We start from the raw sequence: 17,394 nt of genomic DNA, 5'->3' as shown, positions 1-17,394 counted from the left end.
CCCAATGCATGATTTTACTGCCGGAAACAGTCTGTGGTAGGGATGTTCCGGTGAAACCCACAACCGGGCCGGATTGCCGGTCGATACAGAATGAACCTCAAGGGAGGCGTAATGGCAGAACAGAAATCAAGCTATGGGTATGAAGAGCTCCTGGCCTGCGCACGCGGCGAGATGTTCGGCCCCGGCAATGCTCAGCTTCCCCTGCCTCCGATGCTGATGGTCCATCGCATCACAGATATTTCCGAAACCGGCGGTGAGTTCGACAAGGGCTATATCCGCGCCGAATATGATGTCCGCCCCGACGACTGGTATTTCCCGTGCCATTTCATGGGCAATCCGATCATGCCGGGCTGCCTTGGCCTCGACGGCATGTGGCAGCTGACCGGTTTCTTCCTCGGCTGGCTCGGAGAGCCGGGCCGCGGCATGGCGCTTTCCACCGGTGAAGTGAAGTTCAAGGGCATGGTGCGTCCGCATACCAAGCTTCTCGAATACGGCATCGATTTCAAGCGCGTCATGCGTGGCCGCCTCGTGCTGGGCACGGCTGATGGCTGGCTGAAAGCCGATGGCGAAACCATCTACCGGGCGTCTGACCTGCGCGTCGGCCTGTCGAAGGACAGCGAGGGCCAGTAAGGCACCTCAATCATCATCATCCACGAGCGCGACTGCAAAAAAGTGAACAGTTTTCATGCGGCCGCGCTCAAAACATGCGAAGATCGCACCTATGTAACCGCGAACAGGCGGCAGTCCGCATGACGGACACGTCGCTCACGGATCAGGTGTAAAGGAGAACGCGATGCGGCGTGTGGTCGTAACGGGTATGGGGATCGTATCCTCGATTGGTAACAACACCGAAGAGGTCACGGCTTCGCTGCGTGAAGCAAAGTCCGGCATCTCCCGCGCTGAGGAATATGCCGAGCTTGGCTTCCGTTGTCAGGTGCACGGCGCTCCGAATATCGACGTCGAAGCACTGGTTGATCGTCGTGCGATGCGCTTCCATGGCCGTGGCACGGCCTGGAACCATATTGCGATGGATCAGGCCATTGCGGATGCGGGACTTTCCGACGAGGAGGTCTCCAACGACCGCACCGGCATCATTATGGGCTCCGGTGGTCCTTCAACCCGCACCATTGTCGATTCTGCCGACATCACCCGCGAAAAAGGCCCGAAGCGCGTCGGCCCATTTGCCGTGCCAAAAGCCATGAGTTCAACGGCTTCCGCGACGCTGGCGACCTTCTTCAAGATCAAGGGCATCAACTATTCGATCTCCTCGGCCTGTGCGACGTCCAACCATTGCATCGGCAATGCGTTCGAAATGATTCAGTATGGCAAGCAGGACCGCATGTTTGCGGGCGGCTGCGAAGATCTAGACTGGACGCTTTCGGTCCTGTTCGACGCCATGGGTGCCATGTCGTCGAAATATAACGATACGCCATCCACGGCATCCCGCGCCTATGACAAGAACCGCGACGGCTTCGTGATCGCAGGCGGCGCCGGTGTTCTGGTGCTGGAAGACCTCGAAACCGCGCTGGCCCGCGGCGCCAAGATTTACGGCGAAATCGTTGGCTATGGCGCAACCTCCGACGGCTACGACATGGTCGCTCCGTCAGGCGAAGGCGCGATCCGCTGCATGAAGATGGCGCTGTCGACCGTCAAGGGCAAGATCGACTACATCAACCCGCACGCAACCTCGACGCCTGCTGGCGATGCGCCGGAAATCGAAGCTATCCGTCAGGTCTTCGGCTCGGGTGACGCCTGCCCGCCGATCGCTGCGACCAAATCGCTGACCGGCCATTCGCTCGGTGCAACCGGCGTGCAGGAAGCGATCTATTCGCTTCTGATGATGCACAACAATTTCATTTGCGAAAGCGCACATATCGAAGAACTGGACCCTGCCTTCGCGGATATGCCTATCGTTCGCAAGCGCATTGACAACGCTCAGCTCAACACCGTGCTCTCCAACTCCTTCGGATTTGGTGGCACCAATGCAACGCTGGTTTTCCAGCGCTACCAGGGCTGAGGGAGAGGGAAAATATGGAAGGTTTGATGAAAGGCAAACGCGGCCTCATCATGGGGGTCGCGAATAATCACTCACTCGCTTGGGGAATTTCAAAGCAACTCGCCGCACAGGGCGCCGAACTGGCCTTTACCTATCAAGGTGATGCACTCGGCAAGCGCGTAAAGCCGCTCGCCGAACAGGTTGGCTCTGATTTCGTACTGCCTTGCGATGTGGAAGATATCGAGTCAGTCGATGCGGTTTTTGCCGAAGTCGAAAAGAAGTGGGGCAAGCTCGATTTCATCGTTCACGCCATCGGCTTCTCCGACAAGACCGAACTGAAGGGTCGCTACGCAGACGTCACCACGCGCGAAAATTTCAGCCGCACCATGGTGATTTCCGCCTACTCCTTCACGGAAATGGCACAGCGTGCTGAAAAGCTCATGAAGGACGGCGGCTCAATCCTGACGCTGACCTATGGCGGTTCGACGCGCACTATCCCGAACTACAACGTCATGGGCGTTGCCAAGGCCGCGCTTGAAGCCATGGTTCGTTATCTTGCCGCCGACTACGGCCCGCAGGGCATCCGCGTCAACGCCATTTCGGCAGGACCGGTACGCACGCTGGCCGGTGCCGGTATTGGCGATGCACGCGCAATCTTCAGCTACCAGCGCCGTAACTCGCCGCTGCGTCGCACCGTCGACATTGATGATGTCGGCAAATCGGCAGTCTATTTGCTGTCCGATCTTTCGAGCGGTGTTACCGGTGAAGTCCATTATGTGGATTCCGGCTACAACATCGTTTCGATGCCAACGCTTGAAGAGCTGAAAAGCTCGGACGCGGAACGCGGCGAATAAGCCAAACCATATTATAAAAAGGCCGCCTTCCAGGCGGCCTTTTTATTTACTTCTTTGCATCAAATATCTTGAAGCCATTTGCCTCTTCAAGAAGCGTTACATTCTTGAACAGCCCTTTGAGCGTCGTCTCATAAGGCAACTGACGGTTTGCGACCATCAGCAAACGTCCGCCCGGTTTAAGACGAGACGCGGCAGCGGCAATGAACGCCTGACCGAGCGAAACATCCGTCACCCGTCCTTCGTGGAACGGTGGGTTCATAATCACGGTGTCGTAGATGCCCGCCATCTTTTCACTCGTCACATCGAACCAGTTGAAACTGATCGGCACCGACGCGGCCAGCCGCTCAAGATTGCCGCGCGCGGCTTCAATTGCCTCATAATCGGCTTCATAGAGATCGATTGATTTGATGCGATCCGCAAATTTCAGGCATTGCGCAGCGAGATAACCCCAGCCAGCACCAAGATCGGCAACATTGCCGAAGACAATCTTTTCCATATGCGGCACCAGCAATGCCGAGCCCTTGTCGATGACACCGTGCGAGAACATACCAGGTTCGGTCCGGAATACGTCATCAATATCGGTTGCAAGCGGTTTCAGCGCCGCAATGAAGTCATCGGTAAGATCGGCGGGCCTCCTCAGCCAGAACACTACGGCATGGTTCTTCGACATGCGGTCGCTGATCTCGGCAAGATTGCCGACCCATTTGCGAAAACTGTCGATGCCGAGCTTTTTGTCGCCGGACACCGCAATCCATCCACCCGGTTCAACACGCGCCAAAAGCTCCGCAAACCACGCCTCGTTGCGTCCGCGATGTTTTCCGAGCAGAAGTAGCCCGCCGGAAAAACGCCGCTCCTCGCCCACGTCAGACGCTAATCTCGGAACGGCCTTGAAGCCCTCCTTCTCCAGCGCCAGCCAGTCGGGGCGCCAGGGTTGCAGGAAGGTCAGCGCCTGCTTCCACTCGTCTTCAAGATGCCGGTCCGCAGAAAGACCGCAAGCTAGAAAGGATTGCCCCTCTTCGGGCATATCCAGAATGCCCTGATAGAAGGGGAGAAAGAGTGTCTGTTGTGCCGGTGTAATCATGGCTCATCCATGGTCTTGAATTGATTCCCATGCAACAAAAAAGCGCGCCACAAGAGCGCGCTTTCGATTGATTTACAGTAGCTGAAACGCTTATTCAGCGTCGGCTTCTGCCTTTTTTTCAGCAACTACTTCCTTGCCGGTTTCCTGATCGACAACTTTCATCGACAGGCGAACCTTGCCACGTTCGTCAAAGCCCATGAGCTTGACCCAGACCTTCTGGCCTTCCTTGACCACATCGGTGGTCTTGGCAACGCGGTCGGCGGCGAGCTGCGAAATATGAACCAGACCATCGCGCGGACCGAAGAAATTCACGAAAGCGCCGAAGTCAGCGGTCTTGACGACCGTACCTTCGTAGATTTCGCCGACTTCCGGCTCGGCAACAATCGAGTGAATCCACTTCTTGGCGGCTTCGATTTCCTTGCCGTTCGACGAAGCGATCTTCACCGTACCATCGTCTTCGATGTTGATCTTGGCGCCGGTCTTTTCCACGATTTCGCGAATAACCTTGCCGCCAGAACCGATAACATCACGGATCTTGTCGGTCGGGATGTTCATTACTTCGATACGCGGAGCGAATTCGCCGAGTTCTTCACGCGAGGTCGAAAGAGCCTTCGCCATTTCGCCGAGAATGTGGACGCGACCGCCCTTGGCCTGTTCCAGAGCGACCTTCATGATCTCTTCGGTGATGCCGTCGATCTTGATGTCCATCTGCAGCGAGGTGATGCCGTTTTCCGTACCGGCAACCTTGAAGTCCATGTCGCCGAGGTGATCTTCATCACCGAGGATGTCGGACAGAACGGCGAAGCGCTCGCCTTCCTTGATCAGGCCCATGGCGATACCGGCGACCGGACGTGCGAGCGGAACGCCTGCATCCATGAGAGCGAGCGAGGTACCGCAAACGGTAGCCATCGAGGACGAACCGTTGGATTCCGTGATCTCGGAGACCGCGCGGATCGTGTACGGGAACTGCTCGGCGGCAGGCAGCATCGGATGGATAGCGCGCCATGCAAGCTTGCCGTGGCCGATTTCACGACGGCCTGGCGAACCCATACGGCCGGTTTCACCAACGGAGTATGGCGGGAAGTTGTAGTGCAGCATGAAAGGCTGCTTGTAGGTGCCGGTCAGGGCGTCGATCATCTGTTCGTCTTCGCCGGTGCCGAGCGTGGCAACAACGATCGCCTGCGTTTCACCGCGGGTGAACAGTGCCGAGCCGTGAGTGCGTGGCAGAAGACCGACTTCCGAAACGATCGAGCGAACGGTCGAAAGATCACGACCGTCGATGCGGCTGCCGGTGTCGAGAATGTTCCAGCGAACAATCTTGGCCTGCAGATGCTTGAAAACGGTTGCAAACTTTTCAGCGGAGAATTCCGGCTCTTCATCACCTTCCGGGAAGAAGTGAGCCTTCGCCTTTGCCTTGGCGGCATCGACGGCAGCGTAACGGGCCTGCTTTTCGGTGATCTTGTAGGCGTCGCGCAGGTCGCTTTCGACAACGGCAAGCATCTTTGCTTCGAGATCCGACAGGTCTTCCGGCTGGAAGTCGCGCGGTTCCTTGGCAGCAACTTCAGCGAGCTTGATGATCGCATCGATGACCGGCTGGAAGCCCTTCTGGCCGAAAACAACGGCGCCGAGCATGACTTCTTCAGAGAGTTCCTGCGCTTCGGATTCAACCATCAGCACGGCTTCCGACGTACCGGCAACAACCAAATCGAGCTTCGATTCCGGCATTTCATCGATATTCGGGTTCAGGACATATTCGCCGTTGATGTAGCCGACGCGCGCGCCGCCGATCGGGCCCATGAAAGGCACGCCCGAAATGGTGAGTGCTGCAGAAGCGGCAACCATGGACAGGACGTCAGGATCATTTTCCAGATCGTGCTGGACGACGGTGATGACAACCTGCGTGTCGTTCTTGTAGCCATCGACGAAGAGCGGGCGGATCGGACGGTCGATCAGGCGCGAGACGAGCGTTTCGTTTTCGCTCGGACGGCCTTCACGCTTGAAGTAGCCACCAGGGATCTTGCCAGCGGCATAGGTCTTTTCCTGATAGTTGACGGTCAGCGGAAAGAAATCCTGGCCCGGCTTCGGCTCCTTGGCAGAAACGACAGTCGCCAGAACGACGGTTTCGCCATAGGTTGCGAGAACTGCACCGTCGGCCTGACGGGCAATCTTGCCGGTTTCGAGCGTAAGCGGACGACCGCCCCATTCGATTTCTACTTTATGGGTATTGAACATATCTTGTCCTCATGTGGTGATACCGCGCAAAAGCGCCTGAAGGCATCGCCTCGGTTGGCGGACGGGCCACGGGCAAGACAACGGGAAGTTCGTTAGTGTCAGAACATTCATTCCCGAACATCCTCTGACACGAACTGCCTGCAATCCTGCCCCATGACTGGTCCAGGTCATGAGCCTTTTGGCTCGTCATCGGCATGACGGAATGCACCCGGTGCGCCGTTTCATGCCAGTGGGCATTCGCCCGATAGAGCGGGATGCGCTCACATACGTTCGCGCTTCCATTCTATCTGTTGGTTTTTCGCATGTCTTCGCCCCAAAAACGGTTCCCACTTTTGGGAGACATGCTCAAGTGTCGCATTTTGATCTGTCAGCGGCTATCCGCACGACAAAATGCCGAATAAATCAAACGGGCGACGTTTTGAAACGTCGCCCGATTTTACCGTTAGCGGCGCAGGCCGAGACGGCTGATCAGCGCCTGGTAACGTGCCTGGTCGATGCCCTTGACATAATCAAGAAGGCGACGACGCTGCGAAACCAGCTTCAGAAGGCCGCGACGCGAATGATTGTCATTCTTGTGGCCCTTGAAGTGTTCGGTGAGGTTGGCGATACGCTCGGAAAGAACGGCAACCTGTACTTCAGGAGAACCGGTGTCGCCTTCCTTGGTGGCGTATTCCTTGATAAGTGCTTGCTTGCGCTCAGCAGTAATCGACATCGTAACACCTTTCTAGATGAGAGGAAAACCAGACGCCCGGGCCGGGATGTCGTCCAGCGCGGGCCATTTACACGATCTGACATGCTTTTACGCATGATCGATGAGGGGCATATAGTGCAAAATTGGCGGGAACGCCAGTCTCAATTCAATTTGCCGCCTTATCGCGATCTTCTGACGAAACGTCAGCCCGTTGTGAAAACGCGCTTCGGTTTGAATTGTCCGTGCTCGATATAGCCGATGGCAAGCAGTTTTCCGCGTGCCGTAACACAGGCTTCATCCGCTTCCAGAGGAGCATCACGTCCGCGCAAGATCACCGGATTGCCAAGACGCACGCGCTGCGCCTGATCGTCCGTAAGCGGCACCTGCGGCAGGCAGTCAAGTGCCGCCCCCGTATCGATGACCAACGCGTCAATCGCCGAAAAGTCGCGACGCGGAGCGGGCTCGACAATATTGCCGTCTTCATCCTTGGGAGGAAGTGGTGGCCAAGCCTGTTCGAGTTCAGCCAGCGTTACGGCGTCTTCCTCCGTAAACGGTGCAACTTCAATGCGGCGCAGTTCCGAAATATGGCCGTAGCAGCCGAGGTCCCGGCCCATATCGCGCGCGAGCGAGCGCACATAGGTACCCTTGGAGCATTCGACCTCGAATTCGGTGCGGTCGGCATCCGGAGTGCCAACGATTTCCAGGCGGTCAATCTCGACTTCGCGGGATGGAATCTCGACTGTCTCGCCTTCGCGCGCAAGATCGTAAGCCCGCTCGCCATCAATCTTGATGGCGGAGAACTGCGGCGGGACCTGGGAAATGACACCGGTATAATTCGGCAGCAATGCCTCGACCTCAGCGCGCGAGGGCCGCTTGTCCGAGGTCTTGGTCGGCTGGCCTTCCAGATCGTCCGTGGAGCGTTCCTCGCCCCAGCTTACCGTGAAACGGTAGATCTTGGTTCCATCCATGACATAAGGCACGGTCTTTGTGGCTTCACCCAGCGCTATGGGCAACATGCCGGAAGCAAGCGGATCAAGTGTACCGGCATGTCCGGCTTTTTCGGCATTGAACAGCCACTTGATCTTCGAGACCGCCTCGGTCGATCCCATCCCTTTCGGCTTATCGAAAATAACCCAGCCGGATATCGAACGACCTTTTTTCTTGCCTCGTCTTGCCATGCTTTATTCGTCTCCATTGCGGGAAGCTTTGTCTGCCTCCGCGTCTTCTTCATCGTCATGCCCAAGATCGCGGGCGACTTCCGGCGAGCGGAGAAGCGCATCGATCTTGGAAAAATTGTCAAAGCTCGTATCGGCCCGGAAGCGGAATTCCGGCATGTATTTCATCTGGCTGAGGCTCGGCGCCATGCGACCGCGAATGAACTTCGCATTTGCAGCGAGCGCCTTGATAACCGCCTGCGTATCGGCATCACCGAGCGGGGTGATAAAGCAGGTCGCAATCTTGAGGTCGGGCGACATGCGCACTTCCGAAACGGAAATTACGGTGCGGGCGATAAGATCGTCGCGGATTTCGCCGCGCTGAAGCACCTGCGCCAATGCGTGACGCACCTGCTCGCCGACGCGAAGCTGGCGCTGGGAGAGACCACCTGAGCCCTTGGGGTCGGGAGAACGTGCCATAGTTAAATCCTCGATAAACAGCCATAAACAGGCGACCAGCTCTTTCGGCTGTCCGACCGCATGACTTGAAAATTATGGGCGTAACTTACCACAATTCAGATGGGAGTCAGACCCTCGGAACCGGGCAATAAAAAGCCGGACCGCCCAATTCGGGACGGTCCGGCTCAAAGCTATTAAAGCGTGCGCGAAACGTGTTCGACGCGGAAGGCTTCGATGACATCACCTGCGCGAATATCGTCGTAGTTCTCGAACGCCATACCGCATTCCTGACCGGCCGGAACTTCCGACACTTCGTCCTTGAAGCGCTTGAGCGTCTTGAGCTTGCCTTCGTGGATAACCACGTTGTCGCGGATAAGGCGAACGCCTGCACCGCGCTCGACCTTGCCTTCGGTGACACGGCAACCGGCAACCTTGCCGACCTTGGTGATGTTGAAGACTTCGAGAATCTCCGCATTGCCGAGGAAGGTTTCGCGGCGTTCCGGCGACAGGAGGCCCGACATCGCTGCCTTAACGTCATCGATCAGATCATAGATGATGTTGTAATAGCGAATTTCGATGCCCTGCTGATCGGCTGCGTCGCGTGCCTGCTTGTTGGCGCGGACGTTGAAGCCGATGATGGCCGCGTTGGAAGCCTCGGCCAGCGAAACGTCGCTTTCCGTGATACCGCCTGCACCCGAATGGACGATGCGGGCACGAACTTCGTCGGTGCCAAGCTTGTCCAGTGCATTGGTGATAGCTTCGATAGAGCCCTGCACGTCGCCCTTGATGACGAGCGGGAATTCCTTCGTGCCCGACACCTGAAGCTGGTTCATCATCTGCTCGAGCGAACCGCGTGCACCCGACTGGCGAGCGACAGCCTTGTCGCGTGCCAGACGCTGGCGGTATTCGGCGATTTCGCGTGCCTTGGCTTCGTTGGCAACCACTGCGAAACGGTCACCCGCCTGCGGCGTTCCCTGGAGGCCGAGGATTTCGACCGGCATTGCCGGACCGGCTTCCTTGACATGCTCGCCACGGTCATTGACCAGCGCGCGCACACGACCCCATTCGCTACCGGCGACGAGGATGTCACCCGGATGCAGCGTACCGGTCTGAACCAGAACGGTTGCAACCGAACCACGGCCACGATCAAGCTGGGCTTCGACGACAACGCCTTCAGCCGTACGCGTCGGATCTGACTTGAGATCAAGAATTTCAGCCTGCAACAGAATTGCTTCAAGCAATTTGTCGAGGTTGAGCTTGTTCTTGGCCGACACTTCGACGTCGAGAACTTCGCCGCCCATCGATTCCACAAAGACATCGTGCTGCAACAGAGCAGTACGAACCTTCTGCGGATCTGCAGCCGGCTTGTCGATCTTGTTGATCGCCACGATGATCGGAACGCCTGCCGCCTTGGCATGGTTGATCGATTCAATCGTCTGCGGCATCACGCTGTCGTCGGCAGCCACCACGAGAATGGCAATATCGGTTGCCTGCGCACCACGGGCACGCATTGCGGTAAAGGCAGCGTGGCCCGGCGTATCGATGAAGGTGATCTTCTGGCCGTTCTGTTCGACCTGATAGGCACCGATATGCTGGGTGATGCCACCGGCTTCGCCCGACACGACATTCGCATGACGGATTGCATCGAGCAGCGAGGTCTTGCCGTGATCAACGTGACCCATGATGGTCACGACCGGAGGACGGGAAACCAGCGCGGCTTCGTTATCGGCTACACCGAAGATACCTTCTTCAACGTCCGATTCTGCGACGCGCTTGACGGTGTGGCCGAACTCTTCAGCGATCAACTGCGCCATATCGGCATCAATCACGTCGCCTGGCTTCATCATCTGGCCCTGCTTCATCAGGTACTTGATGATATCAACCGAACGTTCGGTCATACGCTGCGCAAGTTCCTGAAGCGTGATGGTCTCAGGAATGGTCACCTCACGCGAAATCTTTTCGCGGGTTTCCTGCATCTGCGAACGCTTGAACTTTTCCTGACGGCGGCGCATTGCCGACAGCGAACGCGAACGACCTTCGTCTTCCAGATTGCTGGAGATCGTCAGCTTGCCACGACGGCGATCATCTTCCGTCTTGACCACCTTCGGCGCACGAACTTCCGGCTTGGCTGGCGCACCACGGCGGGCAGCGGTTTGACCGCCGCCACGACGGTCATCATCGTCGGATGCCACAGTCTTGCGGAGCTGGCTCTGCGGAAGCGGCTTGCCCGGGATCGGGGCAGCATCGGCCAGGCTTGGTGCAGCCGGGCGAGGACCGCCCTGCTGCGGACGGCCACCTTGCGGCGGACGATTGCCCTGAGGACGACCGGCCTGCTGCGGGCGATTGCCCTGCGGAGCCGGGCGTGCATCATCGCGACGCTCGGTACGGGCTTCAGGCTGCGGCATACGCTTGGCAGCTTCTTCCTCAGCCTTGCGGCGAGCATCGGCCTCGGCCTTGAGACGAGCTTCCTCTTCCGCCTGACGACGCGCAGATTCTTCACGTTCCTTGGCGCGGCGAGCATCTTCCTCAGCGCGACGCTTGGCTTCCTCGACAGCGCGAGCGCGTTCTTCAACTTCACGAACCTGTGCTTCTTCGAGCGCGCGGCGACGTGCATCCATTTCGGAGCGCGACAGCGTGTTCAGCACCATGCCGGAGCGGTCGGATGGGCGCGGACGCTGTGCCTGCTGGCCACCGGGACGCTGTTGCGTCGGGCGCTGCTGTGCGACGTGCGGTTTCGTGACCGGAGCAGCGGGTGTTGCTGGCTTCGGTGCCGGAGCTGCAGGAGTTGGCGCACGCACTGCTGGCGCGGCCTGTGCAGGTGCAGCCTGAGCCGGTGCAGCTTGTGCAGGCTGCGCGGCCTGAGCCGGTGCAGGGGCAGATGCCGCAGGCGCAGGCGCAGCGGGCGCCGGCGCTGCAGGCCTTGGGGCCGCTGCCTCGACTTCCGGCTTCTCATCAGGCCGCGAGAATTTGCGCTTTTTCGTTTCAACGACGACAGCCTTCGTGCGGCCGTGGCTGAAATTCTGGCGCACGGTGCTCTGCTCGACGCCTGGCCGCTTCATGGTCAGCGTCTTCTTCGTATTAACGCTCAGCGTCTTGTCGTCGTTCGTTTTATCGCTCATTACGTTTCCGTTTCCTTCGCGGCTCCGGCCGCTCTACTCGAGCATTATCCAACGCGACCGGGTCATGTTGGATAAAGCTCCAGTCATCCGCCTCAACGCGCAATCCGATCCAGGACCTGCCAAGCCCCTCCAGAGTTGCGCTCTAATCCGGGTTCGATGCGCTTTCACCGCGATAGCGATGCAACATAAGCGCCCGCTTTACGAACCCGGCTGCCGCCTTTCCTTCAAGTACGGCTGCATGTATCACATTTCCGCCCCCAAATGCCAAATCCATTTCTTCCCCCGTAAAAAGAGTGAAAGAAGGGATTTCCGGACCATCCAGTTGCACCACGGCGCGGCGAGCCTGATCGAGCTTGCGCACGCCATCGGCGGCGGCTTCCTTTGCGTGCAACACCATGGCGGCTGTCCCGGTGCGGATCGCCTGATCCACCTTGGTCGAGCCCGACACCACAGCCCCGGCCTTGCGAGCCAGAGCGAGGCTACCGAGAGCAGATTTCGTCAGCAACTGGTCCACCAGTGCGCCAAGATCCGCCTGCGGCGTCACACCGTCCTTCAGCGCCCGCGCAAAAAGCTTGCGCTTGACCGCTTCATCCACCAGGCGACGCTCGGCTTTAACCCAACATCCCCTGCCTGGCAGATTCCTTTTCAAGTCCGGCACCACGGAACCGTCGGGACCGGCCACGAAACGGATCAGATCATCGGCAGAACCGCTTTCGCGCGTGACGATACAGGTTCTGTCATTCATATCCTGCTCCACGCGAACTCCAGTCTTGCCAAATTGCGGTCTGCCCGCACATCGGACGTAACGCGGGCGCTGTACCAGAGCATAAGCCCCACCACAACCCGGAACATGTCCGAAACCTGAACTGGCCAATCAATTCGAATGAATGACGACCATTTTTCAGGGATGAATTGCAAGAGCCGCACAGCTTACGCCCGAATTGCACCAGACGTAAGAAGCCATGCGGCTCTTTTTATTCCGACCGCTTCTTAGGAAGCGGCTTCCTCTTCACCAACTTCGGCTTCTTCTTCCTGAGCCGACGCCAGTTCTTCTTCCGTGATCCATCCTGCCTTCAAACGTGCGGTCAGGACCATCTGTTCCGCATCGACGCGCGAAACGTCGAAAGAAGAGAGGATGCCGCTATGAGCGACGGTTTCTCCGTCCTTGCGTTCACGCCAGCCGACCAGATCGTCAACGGCATATCCGGCAAAGTCTTCAATCGTCTTCACGCCGTCTTCGCCGACCGCCACCAGCATTGCCGTGGTGATGCCCGGCAGCTCACGCAGCTCGTCTTCGACGCCCAGTTCCTTGCGGCGATCATCCTGTTCGCTCTCGATGCGATCCAGATATTCGCGAGCACGTTCCTGGATTTCGCCAGCCGTATCCTCATCGAAGCCATCGATGGACGCGATTTCGCCCGGTTCGACATAGGCCAGTTCTTCAACGGATGCGAAACCTTCGGAGGCCAGAACCTGACCAACCATCTCGTCAACGTTGAGGGCATCCATGAAGAGCGTCGAACGCTCGGTGAATTCCTTCTGGCGACGTTCGGATTCTTCGTCTTCCGTCAGGATGTCTATGTCCCAGCCGGTGAGCTGTGAAGCAAGGCGCACGTTCTGACCGCGACGACCGATTGCAAGTGATAGTTGGTCATTCGGCACGACAACTTCAATACGTTCGGCATCTTCATCGAGAACAACCTTGGCAACTTCAGCAGGCTGAAGCGCGTTGACGATGAAGGAAGCAGCGTCCGGCGACCATGGAATGATGTCGATCTTTTCACCCTGCAGTTCGCCCACAACAGCCTGAACGCGGGAGCCGCGCATACCCACACAGGCGCCGACCGGATCGATGGAGGCATCCCGAGACACGACCGCAATCTTGGCGCGGGAACCCGGATCACGGGCAACCGACTTGATTTCGATGATGCCGTCGTAGATTTCCGGCACTTCCATGGTGAAGAGCTTCGCCATGAAGGACGGATGGGTACGCGACAGGAAAATCTGCGGGCCGCGCTGTTCGCGACGCACGTCATAGACATAGGCGCGGATGCGGTCGCCATAACGGAATGCTTCACGCGGGATCAGTTCATCGCGACGCACGATAGCTTCGCCACGGCCGAGATCGACGATCACATTGCCGTATTCGACGCGCTTGACGGTGCCGTTGACGATTTCCCCAACGCGATCCTTGTATTCGTCATACTGGCGGTCACGCTCGGCTTCGCGCACTTTCTGCACGATGACCTGCTTTGCAGACTGGGCAGCAATACGGCCGAAATCCATCGGCGGCAGCTGATCGGCGATGAAGTCGCCAACCTGTGCATCCGGATTGCGATCGCGCGCGGTGAAGAGCGAAATCTGCGTCGCGTAATCCTCGACATGTTCGACGACTTCGAGCAGGCGCTGTAGCTTGATCTCGCCGGACTTCGCATTGATGTCCGCGCGGATGTTGCTTTCCTGGCCGTAACGCGAACGCGCCGCCTTCTGGATCGCATCGGCCATGGCCGCAAGAACGATCTCGCGGTCGATCGACTTCTCGCGTGCGACCGCATCGGCGATCTGCAGAAGTTCCAGCCTGTTAGCACTGACTGCCATTGGACTCTCCTTGGTGTCGCACCCGGCTCCTCTAGATGCCGGACGCCAGAAACTTATTCTTTATCTTCAGCTTCGCCCGATGCGACTTCACCGGACGGCTCGCCCACTTCTTCGCTACCGAGGTCGTCACCGGGAATGCGGCCTTCGCGCAGGGCCTTGTCCTTACGCAACGCATCGCGGATCAGGTCATCAGTCAGCACGAGGCGTGCATCAGAAATCAGATCGAATGGAATGCGCACGACAGGTTCGCTGCCGTAGGAAATCTGGTCGCTTTCAATCACGACTGATTCCGTATCGCCCAGAACGATGCGACCGCGGAATTTCTTGCGGCCTTCGTGCACGATGGAGGTTTCCACCTTTGCAATATGACCGGCCCAATCGGCAAAATCCGACTTACGGACCAACGGACGATCAATACCCGGAGACGAAATCTCCAGATGATATTTTCCACTAATGGGATCTTCCACATCAAGCACCGGCGCGACTGTGCGGCTGACCAGTTCGCAATCATCGACGGTCATCGTGCCATCAGGACGTTCGGCCATGATCTGCAGGGTCTGGCCGTTCAATCCCGAGAGGCGCACGCGCACCAGCCGGAAGCCCAGCGTATTGATGACGGGCTCGATGATGGAAGCCACTTTCGCATCAATACCCGTCTCGCGAATGATGCGCTCATCCGCGCCTGTTGCGAGCACTTCTGCTTCGTTTGCCTGAACCTGTTCCGTCAACCTAAAAACCTTTCAAAAGGCTGGAAAGCCTCTTCAAGTTAGCCGTAAGTAACAAAAAAGAGCGGGACCGGGTGGACCCACTCTTGTTCAAACGACCAAGAATTTGAGATTTATATACCAGCGGAAGCGGATTTTTTCAAGACCGCTTCTGACGTTCGATTCATTCCCTTCGCTGTTAGTAGCTTCAACGGCGAATGAACGTCAGATAGGCGGCACGTCGCCCTTCACGAAAAGCCTTTGCCTCATAGCGCGTGCCAGGCCAGCCCTCATAAGCGTCGTTCCAGTCGGATGGGCCTTCCGCCTGCCAGTCGAATGCGGGATGGCGGCGACAATGCTGGAGCGTCCAGTTGACATAATGTTCGATGTCCGATGCAAATCGGAATTTCCCACCGGGCTTCAGAATTCGAGCGAAGCGGTCGAGATTGGCATCGCTGACGAAACGGCGTTTCCAGTGGCGACGCTTGTGCCATGGATCGGGATAGAAGAGATCGATACCCGACAAAGAGGCGTCCGGCAGCCAGTCCAAAACCGCCGTTGCATCTTCGTCGTAGAGACGCAAATTTGATCGCGGTTCGCCATCCAATGCCGCTAGCATCTTGGCCATGCCGTTGACGAAAGGCTCAACGCCAATGAAACCCGTCTGCGGATAACGGCCCGTCTCATGGTGCAGATGCTCGCCGCCACCAAAACCGATTTCCAGACGCACAGCATCGACCTTTGCTTCAAAGAGCGTGCGCAAATCCTGCGGCGCGGACTTTTCGACATCGATCTTCAGGCGCGGCAGAAGATCCTCGAACAGGTTCTTCTGATGGTTGCGCAAGGGCTTGCCGTGGCGACGGCCGAAGAAATTTCCGGCACCGCGCAGAGGATGAGATTCTTCGGTCATTTTTTATCCATCGGCATCATATCAGGTTCAAATAATAAAAGAGCGCGATCCAAGACCGCGCCCCTCGAAAATCGTCGGGACACATAGCGCCAAGCGGCTTGCGATGCAACTTTTCGCCGGAAAAGTTACGCCACTGCTGCTTTCAGCGCCTTGGTGAGGTCCGTCTTCTCCCAGGAGAAGGAACCGTCACGGCCCGGCTTGCGACCGAAATGACCATAAGACGAGGTCTTGGCATAGATCGGCTTGTTGAGGTCAAGATGCTTGCGGATGCCGGTCGGCGAGAGGTCCATGACCTCGCGGAGTGCTTCTTCGACTGCAGATTCGGCCACCTTGCCTGTGCCATGCAGATCGACATAAACCGATAGCGGCTGGGCCACGCCGATGGCATAGGAAAGCTGGATCGTGCAGCGGTCGGCAAGACCGGCGGCAACGACATTCTTGGCGAGATAGCGCGCTGCATAAGCGGCGGAGCGGTCAACCTTGGTCGTGTCCTTGCCCGAGAATGCACCACCACCGTGCGGAGCGGCACCGCCATAGGTGTCCACGATGATCTTGCGGCCAGTCAGACCGGCATCACCGTCCGGACCGCCGATGACGAACTTGCCGGTCGGGTTGATGTACCAGTTGCAGGTAGCTGCAATCGGCAATTCGCCGAGCGCTTCGCGGATATAGGGCTCGACAACAGAACGCACCTTCTTCGAATCCCAGCTTGCATCCAGATGCTGCGTGGAAAGTACGATCTGCGTCACCTCAGCGGCCTCGCCATTCTCGTAGCGCACAGTGACCTGGCTCTTGGCGTCAGGCCCGAGCTTGCCTGCGTCACCCTCACCCTTGTGGCGGGCTTCGGAGAGCTTTTCGAGAATCTTGTGCGAATAATAGATCGGCGCCGGCATGAGATCCGGGGTTTCGCGGCAGGCATAACCGAACATGATGCCCTGATCACCTGCACCCTCTTCGCCCTGACGGTCAGCGGCGTTATCCACGCCTTGTGCGATATCAGCAGACTGCGGATGCAGAAGCACGTCGATCTTTACGGTCTTCCAGTTGAAGCCGTTCTGTTCGTAACCGATTTCCCGGATCGCCTTGCGGGCCGCCGAACGGAAACGGGAAGGATTGATCAGCGGATGCCCGGCAGCATCGTGGGCGACAGTGCCATCCTTATTCTTCTTCAGGAACGTATCCGGCACACGCACTTCGCCGGCAATGACCACGCGATTGGTGGTGGCAAGCGTTTCGCAGGCAACACGGACAGACCACGGATCGACGCCAGTACGACGCGCTTCCTTGTAGATCATGTCCACGATTTCATCGGAGATGCGGTCGCAAACCTTGTCCGGATGTCCTTCGGACACAGATTCGCTGGTGAAGAGATAAGAACTGCGCGACACGGGTAACCCCTCTTGAAAATCCAACGGAGAATATCTCCGCCTTGGAAACACAGTAGCGCCCGGAACAGGTTCCAGCGTTCCGGGCACGGTAATGTGTTAGCGAAGTTAGGATTAAACCGTCAATGCATATTCTTGTTGCGACAGCGCCTCGACGGGAAATTTCGTTCCAGGCAGCAGTTCCTGCCAACTTAGGCGCTGAAATTCGTAA

Annotated in this window: 14 protein-coding genes; 3 read left to right on the top strand and 11 right to left on the bottom strand. The window is 57.8% G+C overall.

Annotated features, from left to right (window positions below; translation table 11 throughout):
- Window positions 1-111: 111 nt before the first annotated feature.
- The 3 genes from fabA to fabI all read left to right on the top strand — a co-directional run bounded on the left by fabA (window position 112) and on the right by fabI (window position 2,850).
- Window positions 112-630 carry a 3-hydroxyacyl-[acyl-carrier-protein] dehydratase FabA gene (fabA, locus tag F9K91_RS06065; protein ID WP_010657784.1) on the top strand — a complete coding sequence of 173 codons (519 nt, stop codon included), beginning with the start codon at window positions 112-114 and terminating at the stop codon, window positions 628-630.
- A 163-nt stretch (window positions 631-793) separates the two neighbouring features.
- Entirely contained in the window at window positions 794-2,017 is a 1,224-nt protein-coding gene (fabB, locus tag F9K91_RS06060) for a beta-ketoacyl-ACP synthase I (protein WP_061344685.1), read from the top strand.
- 14 nt (window positions 2,018-2,031) lie between these two features.
- A complete protein-coding gene (gene fabI, locus F9K91_RS06055) occupies window positions 2,032-2,850 on the top strand; it encodes an enoyl-ACP reductase FabI (RefSeq protein ID WP_010657782.1) in 819 nt (272 codons plus the stop codon).
- 46 nt (window positions 2,851-2,896) lie between these two features.
- Here fabI and F9K91_RS06050 read toward each other — a convergent pair whose 3' ends face one another.
- The 11 genes from F9K91_RS06050 to metK all read right to left on the bottom strand — a co-directional run bounded on the left by F9K91_RS06050 (window position 2,897) and on the right by metK (window position 17,186).
- The gene (locus F9K91_RS06050; protein WP_151555294.1) at window positions 2,897-3,931 is read right to left on the bottom strand and encodes a class I SAM-dependent methyltransferase; all 1,035 of its coding nucleotides are present in this window, start codon (window positions 3,929-3,931) and stop codon (window positions 2,897-2,899) included.
- Between the two features lie 90 nt (window positions 3,932-4,021).
- Window positions 4,022-6,163 (bottom strand): polyribonucleotide nucleotidyltransferase, encoded by a 2,142-nt coding sequence (pnp, locus tag F9K91_RS06045; RefSeq protein WP_151677428.1) that lies wholly within the window; start codon window positions 6,161-6,163, stop codon window positions 4,022-4,024.
- 442 nt (window positions 6,164-6,605) lie between these two features.
- Window positions 6,606-6,875 carry a 30S ribosomal protein S15 gene (gene rpsO / locus F9K91_RS06040; RefSeq protein ID WP_061344682.1) on the bottom strand — a complete coding sequence of 90 codons (270 nt, stop codon included), beginning with the start codon at window positions 6,873-6,875 and terminating at the stop codon, window positions 6,606-6,608.
- 182 nt (window positions 6,876-7,057) lie between these two features.
- On the bottom strand, window positions 7,058-8,032 hold the full coding sequence (gene truB / locus F9K91_RS06035; protein WP_151677427.1) for a tRNA pseudouridine(55) synthase TruB: 975 nt from the start codon (window positions 8,030-8,032) through the stop codon (window positions 7,058-7,060).
- Between the two features lie 3 nt (window positions 8,033-8,035).
- Window positions 8,036-8,488: a 30S ribosome-binding factor RbfA gene (gene rbfA / locus F9K91_RS06030; protein ID WP_151555292.1), complete on the bottom strand. Its 453-nt coding sequence runs from the start codon at window positions 8,486-8,488 to the stop codon at window positions 8,036-8,038.
- A 173-nt stretch (window positions 8,489-8,661) separates the two neighbouring features.
- The gene (gene infB, locus F9K91_RS06025; RefSeq protein WP_151677426.1) at window positions 8,662-11,586 is read right to left on the bottom strand and encodes a translation initiation factor IF-2; all 2,925 of its coding nucleotides are present in this window, start codon (window positions 11,584-11,586) and stop codon (window positions 8,662-8,664) included.
- A gap of 142 nt (window positions 11,587-11,728) precedes the next feature.
- Complete coding sequence (locus F9K91_RS06020; RefSeq protein ID WP_268891666.1) at window positions 11,729-12,343, bottom strand: RNA-binding protein; 615 nt, start codon at window positions 12,341-12,343, stop codon at window positions 11,729-11,731.
- Window positions 12,344-12,576: 233 nt separating this feature from the next.
- The gene (gene nusA, locus F9K91_RS06015) at window positions 12,577-14,184 is read right to left on the bottom strand and encodes a transcription termination factor NusA (RefSeq protein WP_151555290.1); all 1,608 of its coding nucleotides are present in this window, start codon (window positions 14,182-14,184) and stop codon (window positions 12,577-12,579) included.
- A gap of 53 nt (window positions 14,185-14,237) precedes the next feature.
- Window positions 14,238-14,912, bottom strand: a complete 675-nt coding sequence (rimP, locus tag F9K91_RS06010) for a ribosome maturation factor RimP (RefSeq protein ID WP_151555289.1) — start codon at window positions 14,910-14,912, stop codon at window positions 14,238-14,240.
- A 184-nt stretch (window positions 14,913-15,096) separates the two neighbouring features.
- Window positions 15,097-15,798: a tRNA (guanine(46)-N(7))-methyltransferase TrmB gene (gene trmB / locus F9K91_RS06005; protein ID WP_151677424.1), complete on the bottom strand. Its 702-nt coding sequence runs from the start codon at window positions 15,796-15,798 to the stop codon at window positions 15,097-15,099.
- Window positions 15,799-15,923: 125 nt separating this feature from the next.
- Window positions 15,924-17,186, bottom strand: a complete 1,263-nt coding sequence (metK, locus tag F9K91_RS06000; RefSeq protein WP_151555287.1) for a methionine adenosyltransferase — start codon at window positions 17,184-17,186, stop codon at window positions 15,924-15,926.
- Window positions 17,187-17,394: the final 208 nt, after the last annotated feature.

Origin of the sequence: Brucella tritici (assembly GCF_008932295.1) — a bacterium.
In the GTDB taxonomy this organism is placed as follows: domain Bacteria; phylum Pseudomonadota; class Alphaproteobacteria; order Rhizobiales; family Rhizobiaceae; genus Brucella; species Brucella tritici.
Note: the sequence above shows the minus strand (reverse complement) of the source record. Positions and strands in the feature narration are given on the sequence as shown.